Origin of the sequence: Methanoculleus sediminis (assembly GCF_001017125.1) — an archaeon.
GTDB lineage: Archaea > Halobacteriota > Methanomicrobia > Methanomicrobiales > Methanoculleaceae > Methanoculleus > Methanoculleus sediminis.
Window position 1 is genome coordinate 487390 of sequence record NZ_JXOJ01000002.1, and the last position, 16757, is coordinate 504146.

The 16757-nt window shown below is 63.8% G+C and carries 17 protein-coding genes; 7 read left to right on the top strand and 10 right to left on the bottom strand.

The window, feature by feature from the left end; genetic code table 11:
* Positions 1-424: 424 nt before the first annotated feature.
* The 4 genes from speD to SZ63_RS05220 form a co-directional block, all read right to left on the bottom strand.
* Positions 425-871: an S-adenosylmethionine decarboxylase gene (gene speD, locus SZ63_RS05210; protein WP_048183660.1), complete on the bottom strand. Its 447-nt coding sequence runs from the start codon at positions 869-871 to the stop codon at positions 425-427.
* Between the two features lie 556 nt (positions 872-1427).
* A complete protein-coding gene (locus SZ63_RS12910; RefSeq protein WP_156168379.1) occupies positions 1428-1580 on the bottom strand; it encodes a C2H2-type zinc finger protein in 153 nt (50 codons plus the stop codon).
* Entirely contained in the window at positions 1577-2170 is a 594-nt protein-coding gene (locus tag SZ63_RS05215) for a DNA polymerase ligase N-terminal domain-containing protein (protein WP_048182222.1), read from the bottom strand. Before SZ63_RS05215 ends, SZ63_RS12910 begins: the two co-directional genes overlap by 4 nt.
* Before the next feature lie 322 nt (positions 2171-2492).
* Positions 2493-4829 (bottom strand): ATP-binding protein, encoded by a 2337-nt coding sequence (locus SZ63_RS05220; protein ID WP_048182225.1) that lies wholly within the window; start codon positions 4827-4829, stop codon positions 2493-2495.
* Positions 4830-5221: 392 nt separating this feature from the next.
* On the opposite strand from SZ63_RS05220, the gene SZ63_RS05225 reads away from it, so the two are divergent.
* A complete protein-coding gene (locus SZ63_RS05225; RefSeq protein WP_241481248.1) occupies positions 5222-6661 on the top strand; it encodes a sensor histidine kinase in 1440 nt (479 codons plus the stop codon).
* On the opposite strand, the gene SZ63_RS05230 is transcribed toward SZ63_RS05225, so the two are convergent.
* The 4 genes from SZ63_RS05230 to SZ63_RS05245 all read right to left on the bottom strand — a co-directional run bounded on the left by SZ63_RS05230 (position 6645) and on the right by SZ63_RS05245 (position 8733).
* Entirely contained in the window at positions 6645-7127 is a 483-nt protein-coding gene (locus SZ63_RS05230) for a DUF2124 domain-containing protein (protein WP_048182229.1), read from the bottom strand. The two genes, SZ63_RS05225 and SZ63_RS05230, sit on opposite strands and share 17 nt — an antisense overlap.
* A gap of 51 nt (positions 7128-7178) precedes the next feature.
* Complete coding sequence (locus tag SZ63_RS05235; protein ID WP_048182232.1) at positions 7179-7526, bottom strand: hypothetical protein; 348 nt, start codon at positions 7524-7526, stop codon at positions 7179-7181.
* Positions 7527-7584: 58 nt separating this feature from the next.
* Positions 7585-7770, bottom strand: a complete 186-nt coding sequence (locus SZ63_RS05240; protein WP_048182235.1) for a 2-hydroxymuconate tautomerase — start codon at positions 7768-7770, stop codon at positions 7585-7587.
* Between the two features lie 75 nt (positions 7771-7845).
* Positions 7846-8733: a polyprenyl synthetase family protein gene (locus SZ63_RS05245; RefSeq protein WP_048182238.1), complete on the bottom strand. Its 888-nt coding sequence runs from the start codon at positions 8731-8733 to the stop codon at positions 7846-7848.
* 114 nt (positions 8734-8847) lie between these two features.
* Between SZ63_RS05245 and SZ63_RS05250 the strand changes: the two genes are divergently transcribed.
* From SZ63_RS05250 to SZ63_RS05260, 3 genes are all read left to right on the top strand, one after another.
* Positions 8848-9786: a phosphotransferase gene (locus SZ63_RS05250; protein WP_052959065.1), complete on the top strand. Its 939-nt coding sequence runs from the start codon at positions 8848-8850 to the stop codon at positions 9784-9786.
* Positions 9762-10424: an HAD family hydrolase gene (locus tag SZ63_RS05255; protein ID WP_048182239.1), complete on the top strand. Its 663-nt coding sequence runs from the start codon at positions 9762-9764 to the stop codon at positions 10422-10424. The genes SZ63_RS05250 and SZ63_RS05255 overlap by 25 nt, the downstream gene beginning before the upstream one ends.
* A gap of 67 nt (positions 10425-10491) precedes the next feature.
* Positions 10492-11232, top strand: coding sequence for a hypothetical protein (locus SZ63_RS05260; RefSeq protein ID WP_048182242.1), 741 nt, complete (start codon positions 10492-10494; stop codon positions 11230-11232).
* A 135-nt stretch (positions 11233-11367) separates the two neighbouring features.
* Here the strand turns inward: SZ63_RS05260 and SZ63_RS05265 are convergent, their stop codons facing one another.
* Both SZ63_RS05265 and SZ63_RS05270 read right to left on the bottom strand, forming a co-directional pair.
* A complete protein-coding gene (locus tag SZ63_RS05265) occupies positions 11368-12192 on the bottom strand; it encodes a hypothetical protein (protein WP_052959066.1) in 825 nt (274 codons plus the stop codon).
* Positions 12193-12234: 42 nt separating this feature from the next.
* The gene (locus SZ63_RS05270; RefSeq protein WP_048182244.1) at positions 12235-12720 is read right to left on the bottom strand and encodes a GTP-binding protein; all 486 of its coding nucleotides are present in this window, start codon (positions 12718-12720) and stop codon (positions 12235-12237) included.
* A 209-nt stretch (positions 12721-12929) separates the two neighbouring features.
* Between SZ63_RS05270 and SZ63_RS05275 the strand changes: the two genes are divergently transcribed.
* From SZ63_RS05275 to SZ63_RS05285, 3 genes are all read left to right on the top strand, one after another.
* Positions 12930-13283 (top strand): hypothetical protein, encoded by a 354-nt coding sequence (locus SZ63_RS05275; RefSeq protein ID WP_048182247.1) that lies wholly within the window; start codon positions 12930-12932, stop codon positions 13281-13283.
* Between the two features lie 90 nt (positions 13284-13373).
* Entirely contained in the window at positions 13374-13904 is a 531-nt protein-coding gene (locus tag SZ63_RS05280) for a HEAT repeat domain-containing protein (protein ID WP_048182250.1), read from the top strand.
* Complete coding sequence (locus SZ63_RS05285) at positions 13901-16756, top strand: M1 family metallopeptidase (RefSeq protein ID WP_048182253.1); 2856 nt, start codon at positions 13901-13903, stop codon at positions 16754-16756. The genes SZ63_RS05280 and SZ63_RS05285 overlap by 4 nt, the downstream gene beginning before the upstream one ends.
* Position 16757 lies beyond the last annotated feature (1 nt).

The following is a 16757-nucleotide window of genomic DNA, read 5'->3' on the forward strand; positions in this document are numbered from 1 at the left end:
GGTTTCAGACAGGCGTTTGAGAAGACCGGAGGTCTTCGAGGAGTGGAGTTCGAGCACCGAAGGTGCGAGGCGCGAACGTAGTGAGCGTGAGCACCGTTAGGTGCGAGGAGGGGCTGACGGGGAGGGCGAGCTCCGGGCGTTCCGCCCATCGCACTTTGAAGACTCTCGAACACTCAAACCCCTGATAGCCGCCCGTCCTTCAATGACAATCTCCACGACCAGAAGAGGGTTTCCAACAGAGCCGATTGTTCGCCGCTATCCGGCCAGACGTCCTTACCGGAGGTAGGGGCCATCTTCTCCAAGAAAAATCGAGGGTGGGGGCCGCCCCCCGCCGCAGTCCCGGTTACGCGCACGGAGGATGGCAGCGGCTCTCTGCCGTCGTATCGTTACCGTTGAAGTGTTTTTCCGGGTATTGTGTTCGTATTCAGTCCCTGAACAGTACCTGGTAGGTTACCGAATCTGCTCCAAAAAAGTCCCTGCAAAACTCCGCTGCTTTGGCGGGCTCGTATTCCTTGCAGCTGAAGATGTCGAGGTAGGCTGCGTTGGTCTCGTTCGCGAAGTGACCGGAGACGAGCGATGTCTCGATGAGCTGGGTCATGGAAAACCCTGCGACCCTCTCACAGGGGCCGAAGTGAATGATCTGCGGTTCGCCGAACCTCTTCATGTCGATGAGGTCGCACAGTTCGACGATGAACCGGTGGATCTTCTCTGCGTCCCTGATCGATGCCGGGTCGCACCCTTTCAGGTCCACGCTCGTGTACAGGCCCCAACACCCGCGCTGTTTGAACTGTGCAACGATCTCTGCGTCGCTTACGGTCTCTGCCATAACGTTGCCTGCAGCAACGTTGTTTGCCATTACTTTACTAGCCATGATCTCACCTTCGAGACAAACTCTGATCGATTGATCTCTGTAGATTTTGATAGTTCTGATTTTAAACTTATCCATATTACTAATGGGAAATAGCCCTTATTTCCCGGTTAGGCGTGAGCAATTCCGAGGTATCCAAAATTATAAGGCATATTTTTGACCGATTTTCAAATTGGTGACTTTACTCGGCCTATTCACCTTTTAGTAGCCAAAAACCCGTAGAAAAATCATACCAAGTATGAATAACTCCTGACGGGAAATTTTTTCCGCGGGCCCTGCTCCGGGGGTTTTCCGGCAGAAGGGGCCTTAAAAGACAGGTCTTTTTTTGGCACGGCTTCCCGATATCTTTCCGGATTTGAAAAACCAATAAGTCGGAGATAGGAAATATCCGCTCCCGCACCGGTCTCGATCCCGACCGAAAAGCAGCCGGGCAACGACTACGGAACCCCTCTTCCGGCACCTGAAATCAGGGCATCTTTGCCGGACAACGCGCACCCCCGGCCTCCCGTCACCCGCCCTGCCGGGGTCTCGGGACACGACCTGCCGCAGGCAGAGCCCTTCACCGGACCTCCGGGGGGCACCGGTGCGTGCGCCGGACGTGCGCATGAAGGTCTTCAAGCGTGGGATATCGCCTGCCGCAGACCGGGCAGATGAACTCGCCCATCTCCAGAGGGATATCGCGAGGCCTCCTCCGCGGCGGCTCGCCCGTCATTCATCCCTCCCCGCCCCGATCTCCTCGAGCGTTCGCCCGGAGACGACCGAACGGGGCTCCGTCGCGACCGGGTTTCTGCCGGGGTCGGCCTCGGCATCGTCCATCTTCACGAGGAGCCAGGCCTCGCCTTTCCCGGTCCTGAAACGGGTGAGGGCGTACCCGCCCCGGATCTTCTCCCCCTCGAGCCGGAACGATACGTGGCCCCGCCGGAGAGCCTCGGCGACCCCGATCCTCTCCCCCTCCCTCTCCGTGAGGTTCTGGTAGGTTCCCCGGTCCCAGACGAGGACCGTCCCGGCCCCGTAACTCCCTTCCGGGATGACACCCTCGAAGTCGGCGTAGTCGAGCGGATGATCCTCCGTCGGCACGGCGAGGCGCTTCTCCTTCGGGCTCATTGACGGCCCTTTCGGAACCGCCCAGGACTTCAGCACACCGTCGACCTCCAGGCGGAAGTCGTAATGGAGCGCGGTCGCTGCGTGCTTCTGGATGACGAAGATGGGACGGGAGGCTGCCTGCCGTTCCCCCGGCGGCTCCGGCGTCCGGGAGAAATCCCTCTTCTCGCGATACTCATCAAGCGCATCAGGGCCGGCCATACCAGAACTCCGGCGCTACCGGGAGATAAGAGTTTTCCCGGTCCCGGTGCTTCGCTGGAGCCTCCGAGGAAAAACCCGGAGGTCAAACCAGCGACCCCCCTCGCACGAAGCGGGGCAACTCGTAACCAAACAGGTCTTCGCGTTCTTCGCGGCTTCGCGTGAGTTAACGGTTTATAAGCGATGATATGGCCTCACGCGAAGAACGCGAAGCCGCGAAGGGAGTTACAGATAACCCTCTACCGTCCCTCGCGGCTCGCACTTCGCGAGAGATGACAATCCTCCCCGCGCATTGGGAATCACCGGAGCAACGTGCACTGCTTCACTAATGGTTCCGCTCGGACGCGGGGACGATTCTGACGTTCATCTTCTCCGAACCGATGATCAGGATCCCCTCTCCCGGCTGGAAGTTGAGAAGATCCTTCTCGCTCACCTCGAAGAACTTGGCGTTCTCCTGGGCCTGCTTCTTGTTCTCGGAGCGCATACAGAACTTCACGGCGATGTTTGCGAGGATCTCCTCGTTGAAGTGGGCGATCAGCTGCGACGCGAGGATCAGCGAGACCCCGAACTTCCGCATCTCGGTGGCGTACTTGTTCAGGACCGCCTTGATCGCCGTCTTCGATCCGCTCTTCTGGCTCACCAGGAGTTTCGCCTCGTCGACGATCACAAAGAGCCGGAACTTCGCCCGCTCGTCTTCCGTTCCGCGCGGGATCTCTCCCATCGCCTGGAGGGTGTAGTAGATGCGCCGCAGAAAGAGATCCGCAAAGAGGTAGCGCAGGTTCTCCGGGAGGGCGTTTAAGTTGATATGGGTGATTCCGCCGGAGAGGATCGTTGGGATCGAGATCTTCTCCTCCCCCGAGAAGAGCTTGTAGTCGAAGATGTCTTCGAGGTAGGCCGGGATCGCCTCGTCCTCGCAGTTCATGATCTCGCCCTCGATGGCATCGAAATCGAGCACCCGCGACCACGTCTCGGTATTCCCCGTGATCCCGGACATCCGGTAGCAGTCCTTGATGATATTCTTGATCTTCCGGCGCTGCTGGATGCCGAGCGTCGGGAAGTTGATCGAGATGGCGTCGACGAAGTCCGAGGTCGCCCGGAGCGGGGTGATCTCGTCGATATCGGGATCGAGTTCCAGCGGGTTGAAGTAGTACTGCCCGCCCTCGCGGATCTTGTAGGACCGGATATCCCCGTTGCTCGCGGCCATGTCGCCGTGGAAATCGATCAGGACGACCGGCATCGCCTGTGCCGCGAGCTCCGAGGCGACGCACCGGATTGTCTCGGTCTTGCCGGCACCCGAACCGCCGAGGATGATCATGTGGCCGTTGTTGAGCTGGCCGGGCGACCAGTCAACCCGCTGCCCGTCCTGCGCATGCCCGAGGAAGATGTCGAACCCCCCGGACCGCGGAACGGTCGCGGGGACGCGGGGCGGTCCGTCGAAACGACGTTCCGGAAGAGCGGGGGTTGCGGGGGCCGGCCTGGGCCGGGCGGCACGCCGGGGTGCGGGCGGCGGCGTGATCGGGAGCAGTTCCTCCGTCTCTTCCTCTTCGTCGGGGAAGACGAACTCTTCCCACTCGTCCTCATCAGCCGCGGGTACGGGCGTCAGGACCGGGATCTCTTCCGCAGCGGGAGACGGCTCCTCGCGGATGGGGGAGGAAGGCTCCGCTGCCGGGGCGGACCGATCGATGACGATCTTCTCGGCGGCCTCGGCCATCAGCGCCCGCCCGAGATCGCGCAGACGCATATCGTAGAGGGTCCGGTCCTTGACGATGAACCGGGCGAGGTCGACCCCGTCCTCCTCGTGCACCCCTTCGAGGACGTAGATCGCGTCGTCGAGTTCCGAGAGCACCCTCGAGAGTTCGCGGCGGTGGGCAGGCGATGCGCGGATGCGGTCGTAGTCCTCGCCGCAGGCAAGGTAGCGCAGAACGGTGAACGTCGAGTAGAACGACTCGAGGAGCATGTCGTAGTGCTCCCTGATCGCCGGATCGATCCGTTCGAGCACCCCCTTGAGGATGTACGCGAACTCCGGCGGGAAGGTGTAGACGACGCCGTCGGCCCGTGCGCCGTCGAGATCGTAGGCGTAGGCAAGGACCGCGCACCCGGCGGCCCTGAGCCGGGAGGCGAACCGCTCGCACTCGAGAAAGAGGCCCGGACTGTTGTTGAGGAGGAAACTGATGAACGTCTCCTCGGTGCGGGGGAGCGTGGACGGGAAGGTCTTGTTGACGAACGACCCCTTCACGGTCCCCGCGAGAAGGGCCGGGACGACCTCGTGGATCTCGCGGGCGAGGCTCTCGATGTCCAGTGCCCGGAGCCGTGCCTCCATCAACGGCCGGGCTATCGCCTCGCCGGTGGAAGTCGCCGTCAACACCGTCGTGCCGTGGTAGGAGGCGGACTCGATGAGGCCGACCTGCCTGAGCGCAAAGAGCGGCCCGGACGTGTAGGCATAACAGCTCTGTTCGACCACGCCCGCCCCTTCTCCCCGGGACGACGCGCTGTTCTGGGCGATGTAGATGTAGAGGAGCGTCTCGACGATGTCGCGAACCTCCTGCAGCCGGAAGTCCCGCAGGTACTCGGTGACGGCAGGAGGGAACGATTCCATCAGGGCCGGAATCTCGACATCTGCATAGCCTGTGGCTTTGAGTGCTTTGGCAAGGTCTGTTGACACGGATTCACCAGCGGGTGCGTTCTTCTCGTGATGCCGGGCAGTGACGGCACGGTGCGCTGCACGATACCGCGTCACGTGACGCGGCCCTGCAGGCAACCGCATCGGTGAAGCGGGTAGTTGGAATAGTTTCGCTCTACGACCTATTAAACATAGGCAGTTTGAAGAAAACCGGCCGGATGCGGCAGAATGCTCCCTTACCGCGGAAGCGCTCCGTTGCCCCTCTCCGGGAGACGCGGCGGCCACAACCCGGCAGATCTCCTATTTCCGATCTCGTCAAAAATCGCCCAACAAACCCCGATTTCCGAAAAATCGTCGGAATCCCGCGGCATTGCCAATACTCACAATTATATATTATTGCAATTATATATTCATCCAGCCGAGGTGGGTACCCCGTGACTACCCTTACCGAATACCAGCGAGTGGCCGTCGTCCTGGCGCTCCTCGCAATATCGGTCTTCCTGACCTACTACTTCCACGCCATCCTGATGCTCGGGACCGTCTTTTCGCACTTCTTCTACATCCCGATCATCCTGACCGCGCTCTGGTGGGAGAAGCGAAGCATACTGGTCGCGATCTTTCTCGGCGGGCTCGTCGTCATCAGCAGTTTCCTTTATCGGCCCGATCTCCTGTCCCTGAACGACTACGGACGGGCGCTGATGTTCGTCGTCATCGCCTTCGTCGTCGCGTCCCTCTCCGAGCAGCTCAAAGGACGGGAGCAGGAGGTGAAGAGACAGAGGGATCTCGTACAGCGTTACCTGGACGTGGCAGGCGTCCTCTTCGTCGTCATCGGCACCGACCATACCATCCGGCTCGTCAACCGTCACGGATGCGAGTTGCTCGGTTACCGGGAAGAGGAACTGCTCGGGAAAGACTGGTTCGATACGGTTGTTCCCGAAGGAGTCCGGGGGACGCGGCGGCAGGTCTTTAATGAAGCGATTGCCCGGAAAACCGCCCTTCCAGGGCAGCGGGAGCACCCTGCCGTCACGCGGAGCGGCGACGAACTGATCCTCGCGTGGCAGGACACCGTGCTTACCGGCGACGACGGTCGGCCGATCGGGGTGATCGGGTCGGGAGCCGACATCACCGATCGTATCCGGGCCGAAGAGGAGATGCGGGAGGCCCACGATGAGGCGAACCTCTACCTCGACATCATGACGCACGATATCAACAACGCGAACGCCGTCGCTCTCGGATATGCCGACCTGCTGGAAGCGACGCTCCACGGAGGGGAGCAGGAGATGATCAGAAAGCTCAGGGCCGGCGTCAGCCGGAGCATCGAGATCATCCAGAACGTCACGACGATCAGACGGCTGCACTCCCGTGAGACGGCGACGAAACCCATCGACCTCGACGCTGTCGTCAGGGCCGAGATCGCCCACCATCCCGGTGCCCGGATCACCTACGGGGGAACGGCGGCCGGAGTCATGGCCGACGACCTTCTCTCCGAGGTCTTTGCAAATCTCATCGGCAACAGCATCAAGTTCGGAGATCCGGGAGTCGAGATCACCGTCAGGGTCGAGGACCAGGACGGCGAAGTACTGGTCTCGGTCGAGGATACCGGGCCGGGAGTATCCGCTGTGGTCAAGCCGATCCTCTTCACCCGCTTTGCGCGGGGGACGAGCAGCAGGAGCGGGAAAGGGCTCGGCCTCTACATCGCCCGCACCCTGATCGAACGCTACGGCGGCCGGGTATGGGTCGACGACCGGGTTCCGGGGTGTCCCGAATGCGGCGCGGCGTTCCGGTTCACCCTCCCCCGGTCGAGCCGGACACGGGAGCCGCCGGCCTCTTCCGCACCGCCGGCTGCCTGCCGGATAGTCACTGCCAGACCTTGACCGGATCGATGGCTGCGTCGATGATCAGGTCGAAGTCGAACGTATCGAGCCAGCCCATCTTCTGAAACATCCGCATGAAACAGATGCCCACCACCTTCGCCCCGGGATGGGCCGCGACGGCCGCCTGCACCGCTTCTTTCTCGACCGGGACGCCCGGCATCGAGAGCCCGCCCATCAGGACGATCACCTTCGGGTCGAGGCTGACCGCGTCGCCGGAGACCTGCATCCCGACACCCTCGACGGGGCGAACCGCCTTCGCCGCCGCCTCGTTCACGTACGGCACGTAGACCTGCTCGAGAGGGAGATCCCGGACCGCGAATCCCAGGAGTTCGATGAAGGGGGTGCAGGTGCCGGGGCAGCCGTAGTAGACGACCTGATCGCCCGCTTCGAGCCCGGCCTCGCGGAGGTATGCCTTGAACGGCCGGAGCATCCCCGGAACGCCGGAAAGTTGCTCTTTTAATTCCATAAGGGTCTGGTTGTCGCCGGGGCATATACCGTTTCCGGATGCGGCCAATACCTAAAGCATCCCGCACCCGGAGAGGTGGTAGAGCCGTTCGACCCTCCCGGCCGCCTCCTCCGATACAGCCTCCCGGATACGGACGAGAACGGTCTCGATATCCTCCTCGGGCATGCACCCGAGGTCTTCCCGGCCGGAGAGGATCTGGTCGGCGAGATATCTCCAGTCCTCGTCCGAGAGCCGGGCGACCCGCTCCGCGAAATCTTCCTCGTCCGCTGCGATGTGGTTGGAGACCGGCGGGAGGATCGAGTGGAACTCGTGCCCCGATTCCGGGCAGAGAATACCGCTGTACTCGGGCGCCAGCTTCCGCAGGATGGCAAAGTCCTTCTCGTCAAGTTCGCGTGCCATGATTCCGTCCGTTCACGGGAGGAGTCTCCCGGCAAAAAAGTATTCGACGCTCCGGGGGCTACGACTCCGAGAGGAGTTTTCCTGCCCGGGCGATGCTCTCGGTCTTGAGTTCCTCGAAGAAGATGGTGACCACCTGCGGCTCGACGCCGAACGTCTTCGTGACCGCGGCGGTGATCTCGTCTGCGAGTATCCGTTTTTGTTCAAGTGTCCGTCCTTCGGCCATACGGATGGTTATTACCGGCATGATCTCTCTCACAGGAATATGGGGCGGGGCGGTATTTATCGTTGCGTAAGATCTCGAACCGGGAACGGCGTGCCGTCAACCGGCAGGCACTTCTCCCGCCATCGTGAGCCCCACGATATCCCTGACCGCCTGCCCGAACGGTTCCCACCCTTCCGGGGGGACGCGCCGCCGTCCGGCATCCGCGATCCGGGCGGCCGCACCGCTCACCTCCCGCTCGAGAATCATTCCCAGCGTCTGCCGGGTTCCGTTACCCCCCGGGACGCACCGGAGGAGGAGCGCCTCCGACCCCGGCCGGGAGTCGCGGGCCCCCGCGCCGGGTGCGCGGAGATCCGCGATGTCGTCGGCGACCTGCATCGCCTTCCCGGCGGCGAGGCCGAACTCGCCGAACGCGGCGACGACCGTATCCTCCTTCCCCGTCGCCATGGCGCCCCAGGCGGCCGCGAGCGAGAAGAGGCACCCCGTCTTTCTGGCGATGATCGCGTCGTAGAGTTCGGCCGCCGGGAGAACCGGTCCCCCGAGCATCTCCCAGGCCACGCCCCGGGCCATCTTCCGCTGGGCCGACGCAAGCATCGTCACGTACCCGGCACCGTAAGGAGCGGCGAGCGCGTAGGGGAGGGCGAGGATGCCGACGGCGTCGAGGACGGCCCGACCCTCCCCCCGGGTGAGGTGGAGGGAGGGGACGCCCCGCCGGGCGGTATCCCCGTCCAGCATGTCGTCGAGGATGAGGCTTGCGGCGTGGGCGAGCTCGACAGCGCAGGCGAGGTCGAGCGCCTGCCGGGTGGGCGCCGCCGTACGGGCGAGACCGGCGTGGATGTAGAGGAGGAGTCCTGCCCGCATCCGCTTCCCCTTCGAGAGAAGAGGGAGGACGGCGGAGTCGATCTCGCCCTCGCCTCCTGCCGTCTCCGCGATCCGGCGGTCGACGGCAGGCCGGATCTTCTCAAGAAACTCGCGAAACGGTATCATGGCTCGTCACCCACGCCGATGCCGGTGCACCCGGTTAAGACGTCGGGACGGTAAAAAGGTGTGGGTCTGGTGCCGGGGGTACCTTCATTGCCCTGCAGAACCCCGGGACCCCCGGTGGTACGGCAGTTGATCACCAGGAAAGGATACCTGAAGGCCGACGATGCGTTCGGGAACTGGCTCGCGGAAGTCCTGGCCGACCGGTTGTCCGGGTGGAACGGTAAAACCCGGGTCTATCGGGTAGAGCCTGCATCGCATGTCGTCTGCCGGTACGAGTTTCCCGGAACGGGATTGAGCGTAGTCGGCAAATTCTTCGGCGCGCCGACCGGTGCGAGAACCCGCTACAACGCGGACACGGCGATGAAGAACGAGTTTTCGCGGCTCCGCCGTGTGTCCGGCTGGATCCGCGTCCCCCATGCCATCGCCACGAACAGCCGGTTTAACTCCGTCCTCGTGACCGAGTATGTTCCGGGCCCGACCCTGCGGGAACTCCTCGATGCAGGGGCATCCCTGTACGACCCCCTGACCGGCGTTGCACACCTGCTCCGCCGGCTCCACGACGGAACGCGGGTCTCCTGCAAACGGGAGCGCGACTTCGCCTACTTTCACGCGATTCTCGACCAGAACAACCTCCCGGATTCCCGGAGAAAGCGGTTCGACCGCCTGCTCGGGGCGTGGTGGCACAGCACGCGGCTCAACCGCGAGGGGTGCACGGTCCACGGCGATGCCACGCTCAGTAACTACCTCTTCGACGGCGGGATCTGTGCAATCGACTTCGAAGGGGCCCGGAACCACACCCACCCCGTCCGCGACCTCGGTATCCTCGCCGCGGAGCTCAGAGCATCGGGCGGAAGCATCTCGACTGCCGAAGACTACATCGGCCACCTGCTCTGGCACTACAGCCGTAGTGTTGAGGAGTTCCGGCGCCATACCGCTGTCCTCCCCTTCTTCATGGCGCTCGGGCACCTCAGAATCGCACGGCTGCCCTGGCGGGCGGCGGAACGCGACCGGCTTTTAGCGGAGGCGGAGGCATGTCTCGGCGCGATCCACCGGTAACGGGAGTCCTCTTCGACTGCTACGGGACGCTCATCGACATCCTGACCGACGAGCGGGATATCGAGACCTACCGGTGCCTCTCGCGGTGGCTCATCTATCAGGGGGTCCGGATCGCTCCCGAGGACCTGCAGGGTCTCTACACCTGCCGGGTCAGGGAAGCGATCGAGCGGACCGCAGAGCCTTACCCCGAAGTTCGGGTCGAGGAGGTCTTTGCCGGCATCTGCGTCGAACATGCCGTCTGGGAGATCGACCCGAAGCGGCTCGGCATCGAGTCCGCCCGGGCGTTCCGGGCCGCATCGCTCCGGCGTCTCGGCGTCATCGAAAAGAGCCGGAGGCTGCTCGACCTCTTCGGCGCAAAGAAGACGGGGGTCGTCTCGAACGGGCAGCGGGTATTCTCGGAACGCGAGATGCGGGCGCTCGGGCTCTACGACCGTCTCGGCTTCGCCGTCTTCTCCTCAGACCTCGGCTACCAGAAGCCGGATGCCCGGATATACGCGGCGGCGCTCGAGCGGATGGGAGTTTCCGCCCCTGAAGTTCTCTTCATCGGGGACAACGCCGAGAACGACGTCGATGCTCCACGGAGGTTCGGGATGCAGGCGCTGCACGTCGAGGAGGCGTGGGAGCGCTATGACATCTAGCGGTAGCGGACCGCTTCACCGCATGGCCGCGGGTTTCATGAGATCCCGGGGTGCATAGGCCCGAGCAATGGACGAACAACGGTGGCTGATCGGTTTGGGGACGGCCCTCATCCTCCTCTCGGTCGTGCTCTACGCCCTGCATTTCCTGATCTTTCGGGACATCTTTCACATCAGCATCTACACGCTCGGCGACATCGCGTTCCTCCCGCTCGAGATCCTCCTGGTAACGGTCGTCTTTCACCAGGTGCTGGCGTCCCGCGACCGGCGGCAGAGGATGGAGAAACTGAACATGGTCATCGGGACGTTCTTCTCGGCGATCGGGACACAGCTCCTGACTTACGTCTCCGACAACGATCCCGATCTCGACGGGGTCCGGCCGCTGCTCCTGGTCGACGACACCTGGACCGACGAGACGTTCCGGGAAGTAGAATCGCGGCTGAAGCAGCACCCGTGCCGTGTCGGGATGGAGAAGATCGACCTCCCCGCCGTCAAGCGGTTCCTCGGGTCGCGCGAGGATTTCCTCCTGCGGCTGCTGGAGAACCCCGTACTCCTCGAGCACGAGGCGTTCACCGAACTCCTCATGGCGGTCTTTCACTTCAACGAAGAACTGCAGCGCCGGCCCGGATTCTCCGATCTGCCGGAGACCGACACGGCGCATCTCGCAAGAGACCTCGAGCGAATCTACGGCCTCCTGATCCGCGAATGGCTGGACTACATGCGCTACCTGCAGAAGAACTACCCGTATCTCTTCTCGCTCGCGATGCGGACAAACCCCTTCGACGAGAAGGCATCGGCAGTTGTTGAGTAAACGACTTCCACTTTGCGCCGTCAGGTGCGAAGGGAAAGGAGTTCGAGAAGCGGTAAGGCTTCAAATGCGACGCGTGCCCCAGAGGGGCAGGCGGAGCAGGAGCACCAGAGAGTTTCGAATCCGGGAGCTCCCCCTCTACGCCATCTGCGCCCGGATGTGCTGCACCGTCTCGGGATACTGCTTCTCGAGCCGGTTCTTCTTGAGGTTCTCTCTCACGATCCACCGGATATCCTGATCGTCGAGGGTCGCAAGCTGCCGCAGGTACTCAAAGCCTATCGCGGGAAGGGCGACGACGACCACGCTGAGCGTGTAGCCGAGCGCCTTCCGGAGCGTACGGAACGCCTCGGACTGCCTCTCTTTCGCGGTGTAGACGCGGATCAGGATCTTCCGGTGGAACCGGAGCGCCGTCTCCGCGAGGTCGGGCTCGGCCAGAAGATCCGGTTCGGCAATCCCCGCGACCGCGGCCCGCATGGCAAGCCAGGAACCCCCTTCCACCCAGCCCTCCAGTTCCGGGACCACCGTGTCCCGCTGCCGGGAGAGGAGATCCTGAAGCCCCATCGCCACCGCTTCCCTGATTCGCCACCGCGGATCGACGGAGGCCTCCGCGAGGTGCGTGAGCGCCGCCTCGACGCATCCCGGCGATACCGACCCGATCGCCCCGATGCCCCGAACACCGCAGAACCCGAGAAACTCATGCGGATCGCCCGTCGGGGCATCTTCCGGAGAGACGCAGGCCAGCTCGACGCAGAGGTTCCACAGGATCCGCAGATCGCCGGGATCGGCAACGGCAAACTCCTGCACGGTCCCGGCAAACGCCGCCGCAAGCTCGAGATTCGCCCGGGGTCCGGGAAGACGGCTCTCCGCGATCAGGTAGGCAAGCAGACTCCCGGCGTCGCCGCTCGAGAGTAAACCCGTGAGCAGCCGGGCAACCTCCCTGACATGGGTCTCTTTGCGGGTCATTGTCCGTAGAGAAGAACGACCTCGAGGCAGTAAAATTGATCGCTACCTGGCGGGCAGAGTCGCGACGAAGGCGTCAAGAGCCGCATGGACGTTCTCGCCGTTCCGCGCGGAGATCGGATGCACCATCTCCCCGGGGAGGTCACGGCTGACGGCCTCGGGCACCGCACCGGGACTGTCGCACTTGTTCGCCATGAACGCGAGCGGGACCTTGAGGGCCTTCAACTGGTCATAAAGATGCCGGGTCATTGCGTCCACTCCCGTTGTGGCGTCCACGACGATGATCGCGCCGTCCATCCCGCGCGAGAGGATCTGCCGGACAAACTCGAACCGCTCCTGCCCCGGCGTGCCGAAGAGGAAGATGGACTTGTCTCCCACCATCAATCTGCCGAAATCGAACGCAACGGTCGTGGGACCCTCTTCCGAGGACGCCTCGATGTGACGGCTGCGGGGGTCGAGTGCCTGGATGAAGCTGGACTTGCCTGCATTGAAGGAACCAAAAACGACGATCTTGAGCCTGCCTTCTGCCATTAGACTTCTATCTGTATCAGGATGTTTTAGGGTTTCGTTATGGTGGCGCCGTGGCGAGGATAAAGACGTATCCGGCCAACGATGAGAAAAATAATTTCCCATTGTGCCGATAGAAACGAAACAATAATTCTCCGCTCTGCAGGGGCCTTTGCGCCCTCACCGGCGCAAGCGCCCAACATCCATATAGCCGGTAAATCCAAGGTACAGGTATGGAGCCGGACGAAGTGGATTCGGTCGCACAGGAGATCATGGCTACCCTGGACAATCTCTTCCTTGCAGAGAAACAGGCGCGGCTCCAGGTATCCGCACTCGAGGAACAGCAGTACCCCCTGGCCGCGACATTCGAGATGGTCAGCGACATGGGTACGGACACCGCCATCGAGGAGGCGCTTGCCGGATTCGGCTTCGAGTACCATACCATCGACGAAGACGCCGAACTCTGGATCTCGGACGAGCACGGGCTGATGGTCTTTCTCTTCTTCACCGATCCCGATGGGCGGTACTACAACTACAGGATCGTCGCGTTCGACGTCGTCGGCGAGGAAGAAGAGATATCAGCGTAACCGGCGCTGACGGCGGCGGGATGATGCCGTGCCAGATGCTATATACCGTAAACGACATCTGGTGTGCGGGGAGAATCTGGAGGGATTGAGATGGAGCGCTCGGTAAAACGCCTCATGGAGGACAGGGAGAAGCGGCGCGAGGAGAACATCGGCAAGTATATCGAGCAGCTCTCGGACGAGAGCACCCCCTACCGGCTGCGGGCGGCCGAGGCGCTCGGGGAGTGCGCCGATCCCCGCGCAGTCGAGCCGCTGATCGCCGCCCTCGCGGACCGCGAGAACGAGGTCAGGTGGGTCGCCGCGCAGGCGCTCGGGAGACTTCACGACGCGCGGGCGGTCGAACCGCTCCTCCTTCTCCTCGAGGACCGCGACCGGTGGGCGCGGCGCGGCGCCGCCTGGTCGCTCGGCGAACTCGGCGATCGGCGCGCGGTCGAGCCCCTCCTCCCCCTTCTTGCGGACAAAAAGAAGGACGTCAGGGTGGCCGCCGCCGAAGCGCTCGGGAAACTCCGCGACCGGCGGGCGGCAGACAACCTCTCCGCCGCGCTCGAGGACGAGGAGGAGCCCGAAGTCCGGACGGCGATCCGCCGTGCCCTCCGCGAGATCACCGGCGAGGCGGGATTTTGACCGGAGAAGGCGGAGAGCGGAGGCTCTTTCGCTACTACCCGGAGGACTTCGGGGCGCTCCCCGTCCGGGTCGTCCACATGGACCTCGTCTTCGACGTCTACGACGGCCACACCCGGGTCGTCTCCGCCCTCACCGCCGGGACCCTCGACGCACCGCTCTCGTCGCTCTCCCTGAACGCCCGCGATCTGGACATTCTCCGCGTGGAGTCCGCCGGACGTGCCGTCACCCATACCTACGACCGGGACGCGGCGACCCTCACCGTCGCCTTCGATCCCGCCGTCCCGCCCCGGACACAATTCACCCTTGAGACCGAGACGATCTGCCGGCCGAGCACCCACGTTCTCGAAGGCCTCTACTATGACGGGCTCTGTCCCGGCGGGCCGCCCACCCAGATCACCCAGTGCCAGCAGTGGGGGTTCCAGCGGCTGGTTCCCTGCCTCGACGACATGACCGCGAAGTGCACCTACACGACGACGATCGTCGCGGACAACGGGTACACGAACACCATATCGAACGGCGACCCGGCAGGAGATCGGATCCCCTGCGCTCCCGGCCGCTCCGTGCAGAGATACGAGAACACCAGAACCCCGATGGCGCCCTACCTCTTCTTCCTCGGGGTGGGGTGCTACGACACCCACCGGCGCGAGTTCGAGTACCCCGACGGACGGACGTTCGCCCTCGAACTCCTCGCGAAAACCGGCTCGGATGCAGCGGCTGCGGAGCGTGCGCTCGATATCCTCGCGGACGGGGTGATGTGGGTCCACCTCTTCACCGGCCCGGAGCAGTACCGCGATCGCGAGACCCGGGAGGAGGTGTGGCGTCTTACGCGGGTGCGCGACGAGGCGAAACGCTCCGGGGATCTTGAAGCGCTCGAAGAGACCAGGAAGACGCTCAAAGAACTCATCTCGACCATCACGCCGGGCTACGCCTACACGGGGGCGGTCTACCGGGAGATCGCCATGCAGAACTCCGACTTCGGCGGGATGGAGAACGTCGGGAACACGACGATCGCCGCGAACCGGATCATGCCCGGGCCCGATACCACCGACCCGGCCTTCGAGTACCTGATCCGGGTGAAGATTCACGAGTACTACCACAACGAGAACGGCTCCGAGGTGACCGGGTGGAGCCCGTTCGAGATCTGGCTGAACGAGGCCGTGACCGTCCACGTCAAGAACCAGCACCATGCCTTCCTCTTCGGCGAGGCCTACTCCCGTATCAAGACCGTGCTCGACCTCCTCGACCCCGCGGCCGGGACGCTCACGCTCGATCGGGGCGCAGGGTCGATGCCGATCGAGCCGGACGGTTTCAACGACCCGAACGACCTCATCACCGGCGTCACCTACGTGAAAGCCCCCGAGTTCGTCAGGATGATCGAGACGCTGATGGGGAGGGAGGCGTTCGCCGAGGCGCTCGGCCGCTACCACGACCGGTTCCGGCACGCGAACGCCTCGCGGGCTGACTGGCTGCGCTGCATGGAGGAGGTCTCGGGGCAGGACTTCTCGGGAATGGCTGCGGTCTGGCTGAAGGAGAAGGAGTACCCGGTACTCGCGGTATCCCCCGCATACGACCCGGCCGCCCGGCGGTTCACCCTCGCCTACCGCCAGAGCCGCTCGCCCGGAGGCCGTCTCCGGCAGTTCCCGTTCCGGTTCGCGCTCGTCGACGCCAGGGGCGGGGAGATCCGGGAGACGACCGTCCGGATCGCCGACGAGGCCGGAGAGATCGTCCTCGACGGCGTTGACCGCCCCGCGTTCCTCTCGCTCAACCGCGGCTACTCTTTCTATGGGAAGACGGCATACCGGGCGCCGGAGGACGAACTCTACCTCCAGGTCGAGAGAGACCCCGATATCGTCGGCCGGTTCACCGCCTTCCTCGCGCTCGCCGACCGGGAGATGCTCCGGATTCTCGAGGAACCGGGTGCAGCCGTCTCCGACCGGTTCGCCGACCTCTGCGCCGCCCTCCTCGCCGACGACTCTCTCATGAACGAGGCGGGCGGGCAGTTCCTGACCATCTTCCCCTCGGTGGAGGACGAGCGGTTCGCCCATCGTTACCGGGCGCTCCATGACGCGCGGCAGGCGATCTATGCCGCCGTCGCCGCACGTGGCGGCGAGACCCTCCTCCGCATCTACCGGCAGGCGGCAAAAGACACTCCCGCCGGGCCGGGCAGCCTGGAGGAAGAGGCCGCGGCGATCCGGAACCGGCAGAGGAAGAATACCTGCCTTTCGATCCTCGCGACACTCGACACCCCGGAGGTTCACCGGCTCCTTCTTCACCAGTTCCGGGAAGCGACTGCCGCAACCGACCGGCTCGCCGCGTTCTCGCTGATCCTCGAGAGCAGCGCTCCGGAACGGCAGGAGATCCTCGAGGCGTTCGGAGCCTTTTCGACAACGAGCCCCGTCGCGTGGGAGTCGTTCCTCGCCGCCGTCGCCGGGAGCGACTGCGACGACCTCGTTCCCATTCTCGAGCGGATCGAGTCCTCGCCCGCCTTCGCATTCGAGCAGGCCGACCAGCAGCGGGCGCTCTACGGGCGGTTCGCGCTGAACAGGAAGCGGTCGCTCGAGACCGAAGAGGGGAGGGACTACCTTGCAGAGGTGCTCCGGCGGCTCGCCCCGGTCAACGAGTACAGCACCGTCCGGGCTCTCGATGCGTTCGCGTTCATCGACAAAATGGAGCCCCGCCACCGTATTCCGGTGGTCGGGGTGCTCGCCGGCCTCCTCGCCGGTCTCGATCCCGGTGCATACCCCGCGGTCTACAACAACGCCCGCCGCTTCCTCCTCGGCGCCCCGGAGGCAGTCCGCGCCTACGAGGAGGAGCACGGAGCGATCCCGGCCCTCCGGGAACCCGGCCCCTGAC

What these genes read in the sequence shown, in the direction of transcription:
- SZ63_RS05270 (WP_048182244.1), bottom strand. Translation starts at nt 12,720, where the DNA reads ATGGCAGAAGGCAGGCTCAAGATCGTCGTTTTTGGTTCCTTCAATGCA.
- SZ63_RS05240 (WP_048182235.1), bottom strand. Translation starts at nt 7,770, where the DNA reads ATGCCGGTAATAACCATCCGTATGGCCGAAGGACGGACACTTGAACAA.
- SZ63_RS05215 (WP_048182222.1), bottom strand. Translation starts at nt 2,170, where the DNA reads ATGGCCGGCCCTGATGCGCTTGATGAGTATCGCGAGAAGAGGGATTTC.
- SZ63_RS05260 (WP_048182242.1), top strand. Translation starts at nt 10,492, where the DNA reads ATGGACGAACAACGGTGGCTGATCGGTTTGGGGACGGCCCTCATCCTC.
- SZ63_RS05280 (WP_048182250.1), top strand. Translation starts at nt 13,374, where the DNA reads ATGGAGCGCTCGGTAAAACGCCTCATGGAGGACAGGGAGAAGCGGCGC.
- SZ63_RS05265 (WP_052959066.1), bottom strand. Translation starts at nt 12,192, where the DNA reads ATGACCCGCAAAGAGACCCATGTCAGGGAGGTTGCCCGGCTGCTCACG.
- SZ63_RS05275 (WP_048182247.1), top strand. Translation starts at nt 12,930, where the DNA reads ATGGAGCCGGACGAAGTGGATTCGGTCGCACAGGAGATCATGGCTACC.
- SZ63_RS05230 (WP_048182229.1), bottom strand. Translation starts at nt 7,127, where the DNA reads ATGGAATTAAAAGAGCAACTTTCCGGCGTTCCGGGGATGCTCCGGCCG.
- speD (WP_048183660.1), bottom strand. Translation starts at nt 871, where the DNA reads ATGGCTAGTAAAGTAATGGCAAACAACGTTGCTGCAGGCAACGTTATG.
- SZ63_RS05235 (WP_048182232.1), bottom strand. Translation starts at nt 7,526, where the DNA reads ATGGCACGCGAACTTGACGAGAAGGACTTTGCCATCCTGCGGAAGCTG.
- SZ63_RS12910 (WP_156168379.1), bottom strand. Translation starts at nt 1,580, where the DNA reads ATGACGGGCGAGCCGCCGCGGAGGAGGCCTCGCGATATCCCTCTGGAG.
- SZ63_RS05245 (WP_048182238.1), bottom strand. Translation starts at nt 8,733, where the DNA reads ATGATACCGTTTCGCGAGTTTCTTGAGAAGATCCGGCCTGCCGTCGAC.
- SZ63_RS05255 (WP_048182239.1), top strand. Translation starts at nt 9,762, where the DNA reads ATGTCTCGGCGCGATCCACCGGTAACGGGAGTCCTCTTCGACTGCTAC.